16 protein-coding genes are annotated in these 14,589 nt (G+C 63.8%); 8 read left to right on the forward strand and 8 right to left on the reverse strand.

What is annotated here, in order from left to right:
• Positions 1–34: 34 nt before the first annotated feature.
• From smc to PYR71_RS00250, 5 genes are all read right to left on the reverse strand, one after another.
• Positions 35–3,496 carry a chromosome segregation protein SMC gene (gene smc / locus PYR71_RS00230; protein WP_275617802.1) on the reverse strand — a complete coding sequence of 1,154 codons (3,462 nt, stop codon included), beginning with the start codon at positions 3,494–3,496 and terminating at the stop codon, positions 35–37.
• Positions 3,497–3,598: 102 nt separating this feature from the next.
• Positions 3,599–4,369, reverse strand: a complete 771-nt coding sequence (locus PYR71_RS00235) for a DsbA family protein (RefSeq protein ID WP_430523407.1) — start codon at positions 4,367–4,369, stop codon at positions 3,599–3,601.
• A gap of 153 nt (positions 4,370–4,522) precedes the next feature.
• A complete protein-coding gene (locus PYR71_RS00240; protein ID WP_275617804.1) occupies positions 4,523–4,828 on the reverse strand; it encodes a type II toxin-antitoxin system RelE/ParE family toxin in 306 nt (101 codons plus the stop codon).
• Positions 4,815–5,090, reverse strand: coding sequence for a type II toxin-antitoxin system ParD family antitoxin (locus PYR71_RS00245; protein ID WP_183918799.1), 276 nt, complete (start codon positions 5,088–5,090; stop codon positions 4,815–4,817). Before PYR71_RS00245 ends, PYR71_RS00240 begins: the two co-directional genes overlap by 14 nt.
• 269 nt (positions 5,091–5,359) lie before the next feature.
• Complete coding sequence (locus tag PYR71_RS00250; RefSeq protein WP_275617805.1) at positions 5,360–5,854, reverse strand: DUF721 domain-containing protein; 495 nt, start codon at positions 5,852–5,854, stop codon at positions 5,360–5,362.
• A 96-nt stretch (positions 5,855–5,950) separates the two neighbouring features.
• On the opposite strand from PYR71_RS00250, the gene mutY reads away from it, so the two are divergent.
• Genes mutY through PYR71_RS00265 form a run of 3 tightly spaced genes read left to right on the forward strand, consistent with a single transcriptional unit; the run spans position 5,951 to position 8,042 of the window.
• Positions 5,951–7,054: an A/G-specific adenine glycosylase gene (gene mutY / locus PYR71_RS00255; RefSeq protein WP_275617806.1), complete on the forward strand. Its 1,104-nt coding sequence runs from the start codon at positions 5,951–5,953 to the stop codon at positions 7,052–7,054.
• 2 nt (positions 7,055–7,056) lie between these two features.
• The gene (locus PYR71_RS00260; RefSeq protein WP_275617807.1) at positions 7,057–7,671 is read left to right on the forward strand and encodes an HAD family hydrolase; all 615 of its coding nucleotides are present in this window, start codon (positions 7,057–7,059) and stop codon (positions 7,669–7,671) included.
• 5 nt (positions 7,672–7,676) lie between these two features.
• Positions 7,677–8,042: a nuclear transport factor 2 family protein gene (locus PYR71_RS00265; RefSeq protein WP_275617808.1), complete on the forward strand. Its 366-nt coding sequence runs from the start codon at positions 7,677–7,679 to the stop codon at positions 8,040–8,042.
• A 113-nt stretch (positions 8,043–8,155) separates the two neighbouring features.
• Here the strand turns inward: PYR71_RS00265 and PYR71_RS00270 are convergent, their stop codons facing one another.
• From PYR71_RS00270 to PYR71_RS00280, 3 genes are all read right to left on the reverse strand, one after another.
• A complete protein-coding gene (locus PYR71_RS00270) occupies positions 8,156–9,298 on the reverse strand; it encodes a site-specific DNA-methyltransferase (protein ID WP_012482959.1) in 1,143 nt (380 codons plus the stop codon).
• A 117-nt stretch (positions 9,299–9,415) separates the two neighbouring features.
• Entirely contained in the window at positions 9,416–9,766 is a 351-nt protein-coding gene (locus PYR71_RS00275; protein WP_275617809.1) for an antibiotic biosynthesis monooxygenase family protein, read from the reverse strand.
• Positions 9,763–10,092 (reverse strand): NIPSNAP family protein, encoded by a 330-nt coding sequence (locus PYR71_RS00280; RefSeq protein WP_275617810.1) that lies wholly within the window; start codon positions 10,090–10,092, stop codon positions 9,763–9,765. Before PYR71_RS00280 ends, PYR71_RS00275 begins: the two co-directional genes overlap by 4 nt.
• Positions 10,093–10,161: 69 nt before the next feature.
• Between PYR71_RS00280 and PYR71_RS00285 the strand changes: the two genes are divergently transcribed.
• From PYR71_RS00285 to PYR71_RS00305, 5 genes are all read left to right on the forward strand, one after another.
• On the forward strand, positions 10,162–10,848 hold the full coding sequence (locus tag PYR71_RS00285; RefSeq protein ID WP_275617811.1) for an ArsR/SmtB family transcription factor: 687 nt from the start codon (positions 10,162–10,164) through the stop codon (positions 10,846–10,848).
• A gap of 230 nt (positions 10,849–11,078) precedes the next feature.
• Entirely contained in the window at positions 11,079–11,651 is a 573-nt protein-coding gene (locus PYR71_RS00290) for a hypothetical protein (RefSeq protein WP_183918790.1), read from the forward strand.
• Positions 11,652–11,702: 51 nt separating this feature from the next.
• Positions 11,703–12,047 carry a hypothetical protein gene (locus tag PYR71_RS00295; protein ID WP_183918789.1) on the forward strand — a complete coding sequence of 115 codons (345 nt, stop codon included), beginning with the start codon at positions 11,703–11,705 and terminating at the stop codon, positions 12,045–12,047.
• A 9-nt stretch (positions 12,048–12,056) separates the two neighbouring features.
• Positions 12,057–12,500 carry a hypothetical protein gene (locus PYR71_RS00300; RefSeq protein WP_275617812.1) on the forward strand — a complete coding sequence of 148 codons (444 nt, stop codon included), beginning with the start codon at positions 12,057–12,059 and terminating at the stop codon, positions 12,498–12,500.
• A 234-nt stretch (positions 12,501–12,734) separates the two neighbouring features.
• Entirely contained in the window at positions 12,735–14,555 is a 1,821-nt protein-coding gene (locus PYR71_RS00305; RefSeq protein WP_275617813.1) for a methyl-accepting chemotaxis protein, read from the forward strand.
• Positions 14,556–14,589: the final 34 nt, after the last annotated feature.

Here is a 14,589-nt window from a genome sequence, read left to right on the forward strand (position 1 = left end):
CCAGGGCTTGGCTGCACAGCCGCCACGCAAAAATTCACGCGATCTCGCGCAGGCGTTCGGCGGTCTGCAGGTCGACGGAGACCAGGGTGGAGACGCCTTGTTCGGCCATGGTGACGCCGAAGAGGCGGTTCATGCGGGCCATGGTGATTGGGTTGTGGGTGATGATGACGAAGCGGGTTTCGGTGGAGGCCGCCATCTCGTCCATCAGGTTGCAATAGCGCTCGACATTGTGGTCGTCGAGCGGCGCGTCCACCTCGTCGAGCACGCAGATCGGCGCCGGGTTGGTGAGGAAAACGGCAAAGATCAGCGCCATCGCCGTCAGCGCCTGTTCGCCGCCGGAGAGCAGCGTCATGGTCTGCGGCTTCTTGCCGGGCGGGCGGGCCAGGATCTCGAGGCCGGCCTCCAGCGGATCGTCGGATTCGATCAGCTGCAGTTCGGCGGTGCCGCCGCCGAAGAGATGGGTGAACAGCCGCTGGAACTGGCCGTTGACGACGTCGAAGGCGGCGATCAGCCTCTCGCGGCCCTCGCGGTTCAAACTCTGGATGGCGCCGCGCAGCTTGCGGATCGCGTCGATGACGTCGTCGCGCTCCTTGATCAGCGCTTCGAGCTTCTCGCTCAGTTCCTTCTGCTCCTCGTCGGCGCGCAGGTTGACGGCGCCGAGCCGCTCGCGCTCGATCTTCAGCCGCTCGAGATCGCGCTCGACCTCGCGCGGATCGGGCAGCGCCTGCATCGGCTGCAGGCCTGCGAGCCGCAGCGCCTCGTGCGGCGGCACGTTCAGCACCTCGCGGATGCGGCTTTCGCTTTCCTGCCGGCGCTCGCGGGCCGAAACGAGGCGCTCTTCGGCGCGGCCGCGGCGTTCGCGGTATTCGGCAAGCTCGGAAAGCGCGGTCGCGGCCTTATGGTCGGCCTCGCGCTGGATGCGTTCGGCCTCGGCCAGGAGATCGCCGGCATTGCGGCGCGCCTCCTCGGCCTTCTGCAATTCGCTGAGCAGAGCGCGGCGCTTGTCGTCGAATTCGTCGGGCGCCATTTCCAGATCGGCCGCCTCTTCGCGCGCCTCTTCCTCGCGTTCGCGCAGCGTCGCGACATGATCCTCGCCGCTTGCTGCGCGCTGGCGCCAGGTTTCGCGCTCCTGGGCGATCGCCATGATGCGACGCTGGCGGGCCTCGTTTTCCCTCGCCAGGCTCTCATGGCGGGCGCGGGCCTCGGCGAGCGCGCCGCGATCGGTCGCCACTTCCGCCTGCTGGAAGCGCAGCCGTTCGTCGATCTCCGTGAGATCGGGCGCATCCTCCAGCTCGATGCGGGCATTTTCCTCCTGGACGCCGATCTCCTCCAGCTGCGCGCCGAGCTGGCTCATCGCCTCGCTGACGACATCGCGGCGGCGGATGAGATCGCCGGAAGCGCGCTCGGCGGCGACGAGTGCTTCGCGCGCCTCGGTGAGATGACGTGCCGACAGGCGGCTCATGTCGCGGGCCTCGGCAAGCTTGCGCTCTTCGAGGCGGATCGCCTCGGCGGCGGCGGCCTGCCGCTCCTCGGCTTCGGCAAGCACATCACGGGCGATTGCTGCTTCGCCTTCGAGTTCGGCCAGGCGGTTTTTCTGGGCAAGGCGCAGGGCGGCCGCACTCGGGGCATCGGCGCCGGTGACATGACCGTCCCACCGATAGACGGCGCCTTCTCTTGTCACCAGCCGTTGGCCGGGCTTCAGCGCCGCCATCAGCGCTTGCGCTTCGGCCTCGTCGACCAGGCCGATCTGGCGCAGGCGGCGGGTGAGCGCGGCCGGCGCCCGGACATGCGTCAACAGCGGAGTGGCGCCCGCGGGAAGCGCGGGGTCGGCGGCGCCATCGCCATTCTCCGACCAATGCGCCGGCGCTTCGGCATCGAGCGGCGATTCCAGATCGTCGCCGAGCGCAGCCCCCAGCGCGGTTTCGAAGCCGCGATCGACCTTCAGCTCGTCGGCGACAGGCGGAAACTTGCCGGCGGCCGCGCCGGCGGCGAGCATGCGGGAAATGGTGCGGGCCTCGGTTTCGACAGCATTGAGGCCAGAGCGAGCCTGCTCGACCGGAGTGCGGGACAGCGCCTCGGTCTGGCGGGCGGCGGCCAGCGCCTGCTCGATCCCCTGGACGGCGGCTTCGGCATCGGCGAGCGCGATTTCGCCGGCTTCCACGATCGCTCGTTTCTCTTCGGGATCGGGCAGGCCTGATATCTTCTCGCCGATGGCCGACAATTCCCCGTTCGCATCATTCATCTGCCGTTCGAGGCGCATGCGGCGGTCGGTGAGATCGCGGATGGCGCGCTCCAGCTGGTTGCGGCCGGCGGCAGCCTCGGCACGCTCGGCTGTCAGCTGGGTGAAGATGCGCTCGCTGTCGGCAAGCTTCGCCGCCGCGCCCTCGAAGGCCTCGCGGGTTTCCTCGGCATAACGGCCGGAATCGGCGAGGACTTCCGCTATTTCGGCCTCTTCGGCGTCGAGCTTGGCGAGAATGACGGCATTGTCGGCGACCAGCCGCTCCTCGCGGCGGATGTCTTCCGCCAGCTGGGCGAGACGGCGGGTCAGCTCGTCGCGGCGGCGCAGGATGCGGCCGGCATCCTCTTCGAGCTGGCTACGGGCGATCTGCAGGCGCTGCAGGGCGGCGGCTGCACGCGCCTCGCCCTCGCGCAGTTCCGGCAGCTTCAGGCTGGCGATACCTTGGCTCTTGGCCGCCTCCATCTGGGCCTGCGCCTTTTCGGCGACGATGACGGTTGCCTGGTTGAGCGCGCTGTCGGCCTCGGCCTCGGCCTCCTTGGCCTGTACCCAGCGGATATGCAGGAGCATCGCCTCGCGGGCGCGGATATCGGCCGAAAGCGTCTTGAAGCGGTTGGCCTGGCGGGCCTGGCGCTTCAGGCTCTCGATCTGGCTTTCGAGCTGCGAGGTGACGTCGTCGAGACGTTCGAGATTGGTTTCGGCGGCGCGCAGGCGCAGTTCGGCTTCATGACGGCGCGAATGCAGGCCCGAAATACCGGCCGCCTCTTCCAACAGCTGGCGGCGGGCCTGCGGCTTTGCCTGGATCAACTCACCGATGCGGCCCTGCCCGACCATCGAGGGCGAGCGGGCGCCGGTGGAGGCGTCGGCAAACAGCAACTGCACGTCCTTGGCGCGGCTTTCCTTGCCGTTGATGCGGTAGAGCGAGCCCTGCTCACGCTCGATGCGGCGGGTGACCTGGATCTCGTCGGCATCGTTGAAGGCGGCGGGCGCGGTGCGTTCGCCATTGTCGAGATAGAGCGCCACTTCGGCGGTGTTGCGGGCCGGCCGGTTGCCGGAACCGGAGAAAATCACGTCGTCCATGCCGGAAGCGCGCATGTTCTTGTAGGAATTCTCGCCCATCACCCAGCGCAGCGCCTCGACGAGGTTCGACTTGCCGCAGCCGTTCGGGCCGACGACGCCGGTCAGCCCCCGCTCGATGATGAATTCCGTCGGCTCAACGAAGGATTTGAAGCCGACCAGGCGCAGCTTGTTGAACTTCATGCAGAAATATCCACGGCAGGAAGCCACGCCCGCAAACTGCGCTGAAAAGAAAAAACGGGCGCACGGCTTTCGCCGTCGCCCGTTATCGTCAAACGGTCCGGTTCAGATGAGGCTGTCGATGAGCTTCGACATGGTGTCAACCGGCATGTCTCCAGAATAGCGCTTGCCATTGATGAGGAAGGTTGGCGTGGCATTGACGCCGAAATCCTTGGATCCCCTTTCCCGCGTGGCGTTCACTTCATCCAGAAGCTTCTGGTTCGTCAAGCATTTCGTGAAGCTATCCTCAGTAAATCCGGCGAGCTTCGACATCTGCAGCAGTGCGGCGCGGCCGTCATCAGCGGCGGCCCAGACCTGCTGCTGCTTGAAGAGCATTGAAACCATCGGGAAATACTGCTCCGGCGTGCTCAGCTGCCCCGGATTGGCGGCGCTGCAGCGGGCGAGCATGAAGGCGGCGGCGGCGCGCGGATCGAAGGGGAATTCGCGGATGATGAACTGCACCTTGCCGGTATCGACGTATTTCTGCTTGATCGTGTCGAAGGTGGTGTTGTGGAAATGGGCGCAATGCGGGCAGGTCATCGACATGTATTCGACGATCTTAACCGGGGCATCGGCCTTGCCCAGCGCCATCTCAGGCAGGGCGCCGGCTTTCAGCACCTCGGCCATGTCGACATCGCCGTCGGACTGCGGCATGTCGGTCGCCGATGTCGCCGCCGTCTGCATGGTATCGACATTGGTGCCATCGGTCATGGTCTTGCCGGAGGACGACGCATCGGCAGCGTCCTTGCTCTCGTTGCAGGCGACAAGCGCTACGGCAGCTGCGGCGATGGCGATGCCGCTGAGCAGGCGGCGTTTCGTCAGTTGCATTTCGGACATCTGCATGGGTTCCCCATAGTAATGAGAGTGACGGCGTGATTGTGCGATATAACGGCTGACGGCCGCTCACAAGCCACGCTTCACCAACTTCCTTCAAAGAATTGTGACCGTGATGGGATCGAGAGCCGACCTAGCGTCCGAAATGCGCGATTCTCAGTTTCGGTGGAAGGCCGAAGGTATATTCCGTCCGGCGTAGAAAAATCTCAGCACTTGTACCCGGTCCTTGGCGGTCCGGTAAGCAATGGTCACACGCCGCTCGAAAACCAAAATGCGAACGCCCGGAGCAAAATCCTCGCGCGGCGATCCCCTTTCCGGCATGTCTTCGAGCTGATGACAAAATTGTCTCAGCCGGCGGATGAATTCGATCGCCGCCGGGCGATTGTCGGCAGCAATGAATTCATAAATTTCAAACAGATCCTTCTCCGCTCTGGGGCGAAACGCGACCTTAAACGCCACCACGCCCAGCCTTCATCCGGTCCGCATGCAGACGTTCGAGCCGCTCAAAAACCGTATCGGCATCAACGTCCGAACCCGGATCGTCGATCGCCTCACGAATTTTCTGACGCATGATTTCGTCGATCGCATCTTCTTCCCGGTCGAGTGCGCGCAACGCAGCGCGGATAACCTCGCTTGCTGAACTATAGGCACCTGATTGTAGCCGCGCGTCCAAGCTTTTCTGCTGGCTGCCGAGCGTGACTGTAATGGGTTTGCTGCTGCGCATCCTGTTAGCTCCGGTCAGATCATTACAGTGTAATACACCTGCGCTGCAGTTCAAGAGAGGTTTAACGTCTCCGCTCAGGCCGGCTTACGTGCAGACTGCGCGCGGATCGCTTGGCGACGTTTTTCAGGCGGCTGATCTTTGGTTTCGCCGAGAAGCTGACGCATACGCGGGCTGAGCACCAGGCCTTCAAACCGCACTGATTTTTTCGGCACGGGCTTGAGTCAGGCCGCCTATCTTGGCGTTGCCGGAAAATTTGGGCGTCTTGCTCATCAGCGCCCACTCCCGCGCTTGCCCATCACCGCAGTCCCCAAGCGCTGGATCGCCTGGCGCAGCTTGTCGCCCTCGATGCCCTCCATCATGCCTTCGAGCTTACGGGCGGCTTCGCCTTTCAGCGGCTGCGGGGTGCGGGAGCGGCGCAGGACTTGAGAGACCGGTTTCTGGACGATGCGGATCTGGTGGACGGCGGCGAAACCGAAGAAGCTGTTGATGCGCTGGATGAGTTCGCCCTGGGCATGGGTGAGGAAAAGCGCGCGCGCGCCTTCGCAGGCGATCGTCAGCACGCCGGGGCGGAAGCCGCCGTCATCGCCGCCGCGGGCCCAGACGATTTTTTCCGGCCTGGTGCAATCGGCGAAATCCTCGCCGGCGATTTCGCTCCACGAGCCGAGCAGCGCCGTGTTGATGCCGGCGCGGCGCGCCAGGACGGGATCGATCAGCCCGTTCGCCAGCTCGGAAATCTGCTTTACATCTTTGCGTGGATAACTCATCGAAACCCTTGGGCCCGGCTGCCAATTGGCGCGGCCGCCTTGATCGCGCGCCATTGCTTCGCCAAGTATAGGGCCTTCCCCTGATCCCGGCAAATCATGACGATCACGAAACCCGACACGCCTACCGCCAAGCCCCTGCTCGACTGGTACGATCGCCATCACCGCGACCTGCCCTGGCGCGTTTCGCCCGGCATGGCGGCGCGCGGCGTCAAACCCGATCCCTATAGCGTCTGGCTGTCGGAGGTGATGCTGCAGCAGACGACGGTGCAGGCGGTCAAACCCTATTTCGAGCGGTTTCTCACGCGCTGGCCCGAGGTGAACGATCTCGCCGCGGCCGAAAGCGACGCGGTCATGGCCGCCTGGGCCGGGCTCGGCTATTATGCGCGGGCCCGCAACCTGAAGAAATGCGCTGAAGCGGTGGCGAAGGAGCATGGCGGCGTCTTTCCCGATACCGAAGCCGGCCTCAAGGCGCTGCCCGGCATCGGCGACTATACGGCAGCCGCCGTCGCGGCCATCGCCTTCAACCGGCAGGCTGCCGTCATGGACGGCAATGTCGAGCGGGTGATTTCAAGGCTTTATGCGATCGAAACGCCGCTGCCGGCCGCCAAGCCCGTGATGAAGGAGAAGGTGGCGCTGCTGACGCCCGCCGATCGTCCCGGCGATTTCGCCCAGGCGATGATGGACCTCGGCGCGACGATCTGCACGCCGAAGCGGCCGGCCTGTTCGCTCTGTCCGTTCCGGGGATCGTGTCAGGCGCTGAAGCTTTCCGATCCTGAGCTCTTCCCCGTCAAGGCGGCGAAGAAGGAAAAGCCGCTGCGGCAGGGCGCCGCCTTCGTCGCAGTCACCGCCGATGGCGAAATTCTTTTGCGACGGCGCGCCGAAAGCGGGCTGCTCGGCGGCATGACCGAGGTACCGACGACGGCCTGGACGGCGCGGCTCGACGGCGAGACCTCAGTTGCGGCCGCACCCTTCGATGCGGCCTGGCAGGCCTGCGGCACCGTGATCCATGTCTTTACGCATTTCGAGCTCCGGCTATCGATCTGGCGGGCGGCAATCCCCGCAAAGCCGAAGCCGCGTGATGGCGTGAATGACGAATGGTGGGAGCCGGTTACAAATCTTGAAGCACAGGCGTTGCCTAGCATCATGAAAAAAGCAATTGCAGCGGCTATTCCTCTCGCATTCAAAACAGCCAAGGCATGACCATGACGACTGAGATAAAACATATCGTTTTCGATATCGGCAAAGTCCTTATTCATTACGATCCGCATCTGCCCTTCGCCCGCCTCATCCCTGATGAGACCGAGCGCAACTGGTTCTTCGCCAATATCTGCACCCATGACTGGAACGTCGAGCAGGACCGCGGCCGCACATGGGCGGATGCCGAAGCGCTGCTGATCGAGAAGCACCCGGCCCGCGAGGAGCATATCCGCGCCTTCCGCAAATACTGGCACGAGATGGTGCCGCACGCCTATGAGGACAGCGTCACGATCATGGAGGGATTGATCGAGGAAGGCCGCGACGTGACGATGCTCACCAACTTCGCCTCCGACACCTTCCGCGAGGCGCAGGCGCGTTTCCCGTTCCTGACGAAGCCGCGCGGCGTGACCGTTTCCGGCGATGTCGGCCTGATCAAGCCGGATATCGCCATTTACGAGACGCATACGAAGAGCTTCGGCCTCGATCCCGCCGCAACGATTTTCATCGACGACGCGCCGGCTAATGTCGAAGGCGCCAAGGCCTTCGGCTGGAACGCCGTGCTGTTCTCCGGTGCTGAGAAACTTCGCAGCGATCTTGCCGCCTACGGATTGAAGGTCTGAGAGCCATGGCTTTCGACCCGGTCGAGGAAATCGAACGCTTCCACGCCGCCATCAACGCCCTCGATTTCCCTGTTATCGAGGGTTATTTCGCCGAGGACGCGACCTATGTCTCGAACGGCGTCGGCAGCCTTGCCGGGCGGGGCGAGATCATGGCCGCCTTCCGGCGCTATTTCGATGACTATCCCGATCAGACGGCGGAGAACTCGCTCGTCGAAACGCTGACGCCGCTCTCCGGCCGGTCCGTCTGGTCACTCCGCGCCACCCATAGCAAGACGGGCGAGCCGCTGATCCGCGAGGGCGAGGAGACGATCACCTTCAATGCCGAAGGCCGGATCACCCGCGTCGACGTCACCGATTACAAAGACTTCTGACGATTGGATCTCCAAAATAGAAGACGCCCGGGATTTGAGCCCCGGGCGCCTTGGCCTTCTTCCGCAACTGGAGGAAACCGGAAGAAGCTATTTCGATCCCGCCAAGGTGCTGCTCACTCCACCTTTGCCAGATCACTGCGGATGACGGACCTGAGATCGTCGATCGGGCGCAGGGACTGCCCGTCTTCGAAATGCCAGAAGGTCCATCCGTTGCATGCATCAAGGCCCTGCACCTTGGCGCCGAGACGATGAATGGAGCCGGCCTCGCCGCCTGATGCCACGGTACCGTCGGCGCGCACGATCGCGCTGTAACGGCGCTTGGCGTCGGTCAGCACCTGGCCGGGCTTGATGAGACCGCTTTCGACAAGCACGTTGAAGGCGACGCGAACCTCGGCCTTCTTGCCGGTCATGACGGTCAGTTCCGCCTTGCCGAGCGGCTCGACGGCGGCGATGCGGGCGGATGCCGCATCGATATAATCCTGCTCGCGCTCGATGCCGACGAAGTGACGGCCGAGACGCTTGGCGACGGCGCCCGTCGTTCCCGAGCCGAAGAAGGGATCGAGGACGATATCGCCGGGCTTGGTCGAGGCCATGATGACCCGGGCGAGCAGCGCTTCCGGCTTCTGCGTCGGATGCACCTTCTTGCCGTCCTCGCCCTTCAACCGCTCATTGCCGTTGCAGATCGGGAAGAGCCAGTCGGAGCGCATCTGCACGTCGTCGTTGGCGGCCTTCATCGCATCGTAATTGAAGGTGTAGCCCTTGGCCTTGGCATTGGGACTTGCCCAGATCATCGTCTCATGGGCGTTCTGGAAGCGGCGGCCCTTGAAATTCGGCATCGGATTGGTCTTGCGCCAGATGATGTCGTTGAGGATCCAGAAGTTCAGATCCTGCAGCGTGGCGCCGACGCGGAAGATATTGTGGTAGGAGCCGATCACCCAGATCGAGCCGGTCGGCTTCAAGACGCGCCGGCAGGCGAGCAGCCAGGCGCGGGTGAAGGCGTCATAGGCCTCGAAGGAGGCGAACTGATCCCATTCGTCATCGACGGCATCGACCAACGACTGATCGGGACGGTGCAGCGTTCCGCCGAGCTGGAGGTTATAAGGCGGGTCGGCGAAGATGACGTCGACGGAGTGGGTGGGCAAGGCTTCAAGGGCGCTGACGCAATCGCCCTTGATAATCGTGTCGATCCAGGACTCCGACCGGGAACCCGGCTTGACGGAGGCCTTGAGGTCGGCAAGCGGAAAAACTGATGCCATTCTGATACTCACTCATACGCTCTACGCTTAACTCTCCGTTATGGTTACGCAACTTAGTTACCAAAGCCTGAAGCGGTGGCCGATTTCGGGAATTTATTGCGCCGGCCCCTCCTCTCGTCACGCCGCATCATGCACCTCGCGGCTATCGGCCGGCGCCTCGTCGCGCTCGAACATGCCGTAATCGCGCAGGACGCTGGCGATGCGCAGGCGATAGTCGGCGAAGATGCCGCCGCGGCCGGCCTGCTGGGCGGCGCGGTGGGCTTCGAGGTTGCGCCATTTTTTGACGGCCTCCTCGTCGCGGAAGAAGGAGAGCGACAGTAGCTTGCCGCGGTTCGTCAGGCTTTCGAAACGCTCGATCGAGATGAAGCCATCGATCTTTTCGAGCTCTGATCGCAGTTCGCCGGCGAGGTCGAGATATTTGTGGCGCTCGCCCATATAGGGCACGACTTCGAAGATGATGGCGATCATGGCAGCACCAGCTTGGCGTGAGGGGCGGAGACGTTTTTGAGGAAGATCCGGTCCTCCTTGCGGATGAAGCCTTCGCGCCTGGCGAATTCGTAATTGTCGCGGCCGAGCGGATCGGCGGCCAGCCCGGCGCGATAGGCCTCGTAGGCGGCGAGGCTTTCGATGTTGTAGACGCCGTAAGCGGTCGTCGCCGAGCCCTCGTGCGGACCGAAATAGCCGATCAGGTCGGCGCCGTTCCGCGGAATCGCCTGGCCCCAGTTGCGGGCATATTCGGCAAAGGCCTCCTTCTTGAAGGGGTCGATTTCATAGCGGATGAAGCAGGTGATCATCGGTTTCTCCTTTGTGCCTCCCCGTTTTCGCACATTGCCTGACGGCGATGCTTCGGTTACGATCGAAGTATGAAGGAAGGACCAGACATTGCGCAGATCGGCGCGCTCATCGGCGATCCGGCCCGCGCCAACATGCTGGCGGCGCTGACCGGTGGGCGGGCGCTGACGGCGACCGAGCTTGCCGGCGTCGGCGGCATCACCGTGCAGACGGCGAGCACGCATCTTGCCAAGCTCGAAGCCGGCGGCCTGCTTGCCCAGCGGAAACAGGGGCGCCACCGCTATTTCACGCTGGCCGACGAGGCCGTCGCCCGGTTGATCGAAAGCATGATGGGCTTTGCCGCCGGGCGCGGGCATCTGCGCCACCGGCCGGGGCCGAAGGAACCGGCGCTGCGCAAGGCGCGCATCTGCTACGATCATCTGGCCGGCGATTACGGCGTGCGCATGCTCGACAGCCTGATTGCCTCAGGCGCGATCGCGGCGGTCGGCGACGGCCTGACGCTGACGGAAAAAGGCGAAAGCCATCTCAAATGCATCGGAATCAATGTCGGCGACCTCCGATCGTCGCGCCGCCCGCTCTGCCGCTCCTGCCTCGACTGGAGCGAAAGACGCGCCCACCTTGCGGGCAGCCTCGGCAAGGCGCTGCTGTCGAGCTTCCTCGACAAGGGCTGGGCCAGGCGCACGGCCGAAAGCCGCTCGATCCTCTTTTCGCCGGAAGGCGACCGGCAGTTTCTGAGGCTGTTTCCGGTTCAGGGGTAGAGGGTTGCGACCCTGCAGCCGAGCGAGCTCGGCCGGCGCTTGCTCGATGCAGTCGGACTAAATGATTCCCGCGAACAGCCCGCCTGCGGCTGCGGCTCAGACCAAGGTCCGACGCCTTTCCGACTGAATGCCTAGCATAGGAACAGCTTGATCTGACCGAAGTTTGTCATGGAGCTGTCCGTCCTCTCCGGATGCGACAGTTGCTCAAATAACAAACGGAGGAATTTTCCATGATGAAGGTAACACATCTGGCACTGGCGGCGGCCCTTCTGGCCGGCACGGCTGTTTCCGGCTTCGCGCAATCGTCCAGCACGGTCGGCACCGGCGGTTCGTCGGCCGGCGGCGGAACTGCGAGCAGCACGGTTGGTACTGGTGGCAGCTCTGCCGGGGGCGATTGCCCAGCTGGTGCAACCAACTGCAAATCCGGCTCGTCCTCGACGGTCGGCACCGGCGGCTCGTCGGCTGGCGGCGGCACCTCGAGCAGCACGGTTGGCACCGGCGGCTCCGCCGCGGGCTCGGGATCCGGTTCGGGTTCTGCTTCGACGCTCGGCACAGGCGGCTCATCGGCCGGCGGCGGCACTTCGAGCAGCTCGGTCGGCACAGGCGGCTCTGCCGCGGGCTCGGGCGATGCGAATTCGGCCTCGAGCGTCGGCACTGGCGCCTCGTCCGCTGACGGAGACAAGACGGGCAGCACCGTCGGCACCGGCAGCAGCGCTGCAGGCACCTCGCATGACAACAAGGGCAAGAAGGGCTGCGCGCCCGGCCAGGTCAAGAAGGATGCCGCCGGCACCAAGGGCTGCTGACGCTGTCGGCCGGCGCCTCTGCGGCGCCGGCCTAACCCTGGAGAAAATACAATGACCCAACTTTCCACAATCGCGCTGACCGCTTCGCTTGCCCTGATTGCCGGGCAGGCCATGTCGGAAGAAATCAAGCTCGACGACGGAACGACATGCACGATCGTCCAGTCACAGGCGGGAGATACGTCCACCACCGTGACGGCTGGCAACGGACACGTCTCCTCGTCGACCACAACAGGGAGCGGGGCGGCCGGTTCGTCCTCGTCATCCGCCTCTGCCGGCTCCTCGGCCGGATCGGGAAGCGTCGACAGCTTTTCCACCGCAAGCATCACCCGGCCTGACGGCACCGTCATCACCAAGCGTTCCGATGGAACCTGCTCGGTAACGAAACCTGCGAAATAGGAGACGGCAATGAAACCCATCAGCTTTATTGCGGCCGCCTCGATCGCGCTGCTCGCCTCCACTTCGTTCAGTCTTGCGGAGGAATGCAACGCGGCTGGAACGGTCGGAACCGCCGGCAGCGCTTCGGCCGGCGACACCTCGGCAAGCTCGGTCGGAACCGCCGGCGCCTGCCGGACCGACGGCGGCACGACATCCTCGATCGGATCGGGAGGCAGCGCCGCCACCGTCGACGGCAAGGCCCAAAGCAAGACACATGTCAACGACAATGGCGACAAGCTGAAGGCACAGACCAAGGCCCAGGCCGTCGACCAGGGGACGTTCAGCAAGTCCCGCACCAAGACCAGCACCGATGGCGACACGCTACAAAGCACGACGCGCACCATGTCGCATGTGCCTGGCGAGAAGCCGGTCAAGAGTACCACCAACCAGAAGATTATCCTGCCGGAGCAGTAGCCTGATTGGCTCGCTTCACTCCAACCGAGGCGAGCCCCGGCCCCTGGCGCAATCGGCGCCCGGGGCCTGAAGCCTTTGCTTCGCCCGCGCAACCCGCTCCAAGGATCAACTCCTCCACGAATATGGAAATCTCTGCAACCTGTTGTTTTTACGACGCTTCCGCGATGTCGCGCTGAGAAATCATTAAGCATGTTCCGCTATTCTCAGCTTCTACATTAACGTGAGAACACCGATATGGCGTCGATTCAGCACAAGATCATCATTGCGAGCATCGCGATTTTCGCCTTGGCGGGCGGCACCACGGCGGTTGGAATCTGGTCCGCGTCCACCCTCTCCGAAAACAACGCCGACGTTGCCCGGTCGGCACAAATTCTGCGCAACCACATGCAGGCCGACATGATGCATGACGCAATGCGCGCCGACGTGCTCGCGGCAATGCTGGCGTCCAATCCGGCAGCAGGCATAGAAGCTGCCGCCGTGAGGGCGGATCTGGCGGAGCATGATGCCTCGTTCCGCGAGATGATCGCTGCCAACAAAGCTCTTGCCGCCGACGAGAAAACCAAAGCGCTGCTTGCCGGCATCGAACGTCCGCTTCTCACCTATGTCGAAAGCGCCACCAGGATTGTCGACCTGGCCAGCCAGGATCCCTCGGCGGCATTGAAGGCCTTGCCCGAATTCATGCAGCAGTTCTCGTCATTGGAAACGGCGATGGAACAGACCGGTGACCAGATCACCGCCGCATCCGACGATATTTCCAAGCAGAGCGCCGACGTCAAAGCCTCGGTCGATATCATTCTAAAGGCACTTTTTGCCGCCGCCGCGTTTTTCGCTTTTGGCCTCTATTTCCTCACCCGCAAGACCGTCACCAAACCGATCCTTTCGCTTTCCAACGATATGCAAAGGCTCGCCGGCGGCGACACGGCCATTGCCTGCACCGGCATCGGCCGCACGGATGAAATCGGCGTGATGGCCTCGACTGTCGAAGTCTTCCGCCAGGCGGCGATTGCCAACAAGCAGCTCGAGCAGGACGCCGCGGCGGCTCGCCTGCAAGGCGAAATCGAGCGGGTCACGGCCCGCAAGCAGGCTGACGAAGATGCCGCCGAGCGCCTGCGGGCGGCGACATCGGGGCTTGCCGCAGGCCTGAAGCGGCTTGCATCAGGCGATCTTGCCTTCCAGATCGACGAGCCCTTCGCACCTGACTTCGAGGGCCTCCGGCATGATTTCAACATGTCGATCAGGCAGCTCGATCAAACGCTCGGCGCCATTGCGGCGATCGACGAAGGGACCAGGGAAATCGCGTCGGGGGCCGGCGATCTGTCGAAGCGGACTGAACAGCAAGCGGCGTCTCTCGAAGAAACCGCCGCAGCGCTCGATCAGATCACTGCCAACGTCTCCAATTCCAGCAAGCGCACCGACGAAGCGCGGGCCGAGGCGACGGATGCCAATCGCAATGCCGCCAAGTCCGCGGAGGTCGTGTCGCATGCCGAAGAAGCGATGCGCCGCATCGAGGCCTCGTCGCAGCAAATCTCCAGCATCATCGGCGTGATCGACGAGATCGCCTTCCAGACCAATCTCCTGGCATTGAATGCCGGCGTCGAAGCGGCGCGCGCCGGAGAGGCCGGCAAAGGTTTTGCAGTGGTGGCCCAGGAAGTGCGCGAACTCGCCCAGCGCTCGGCTCAGGCGGCAAAGGAAATCAAGGGCCACATTCAGAAATCATCGGTGGAAGTGGAAAGCGGCGTCAAGTTGGTTCTCGACACGAGCCGGGTTCTGAGCGCGATCAGCGAACAGATCGCCCGCATCAACCAGCACATGGATGCCATCGCCGTATCGGCAAGAGAGCAGTCGACCGGCCTTGCCGAAGTCAATACCGCCGTCAATTCCATGGACCAGGTGACCCAGCAGAACGCGGCCATGGTCGAGCAATCAACAGCGGCATCCGGCCATCTTGCCGACGAAGCTGCCAAGCTGCGTGAGCTCGTTTCCCGCTTCAAGCTGCGTGCGACAGCTTCGACGCAGCCCGCGACCGGCCGGCGGAGCGCGCAGTGGGCGGCCTGACGGCTTTGTTGAAAAACTCACCGCTGCCCTGAAA

Source organism: Rhizobium mulingense, assembly GCF_029194105.1.
GTDB lineage: Bacteria > Pseudomonadota > Alphaproteobacteria > Rhizobiales > Rhizobiaceae > Rhizobium > Rhizobium mulingense.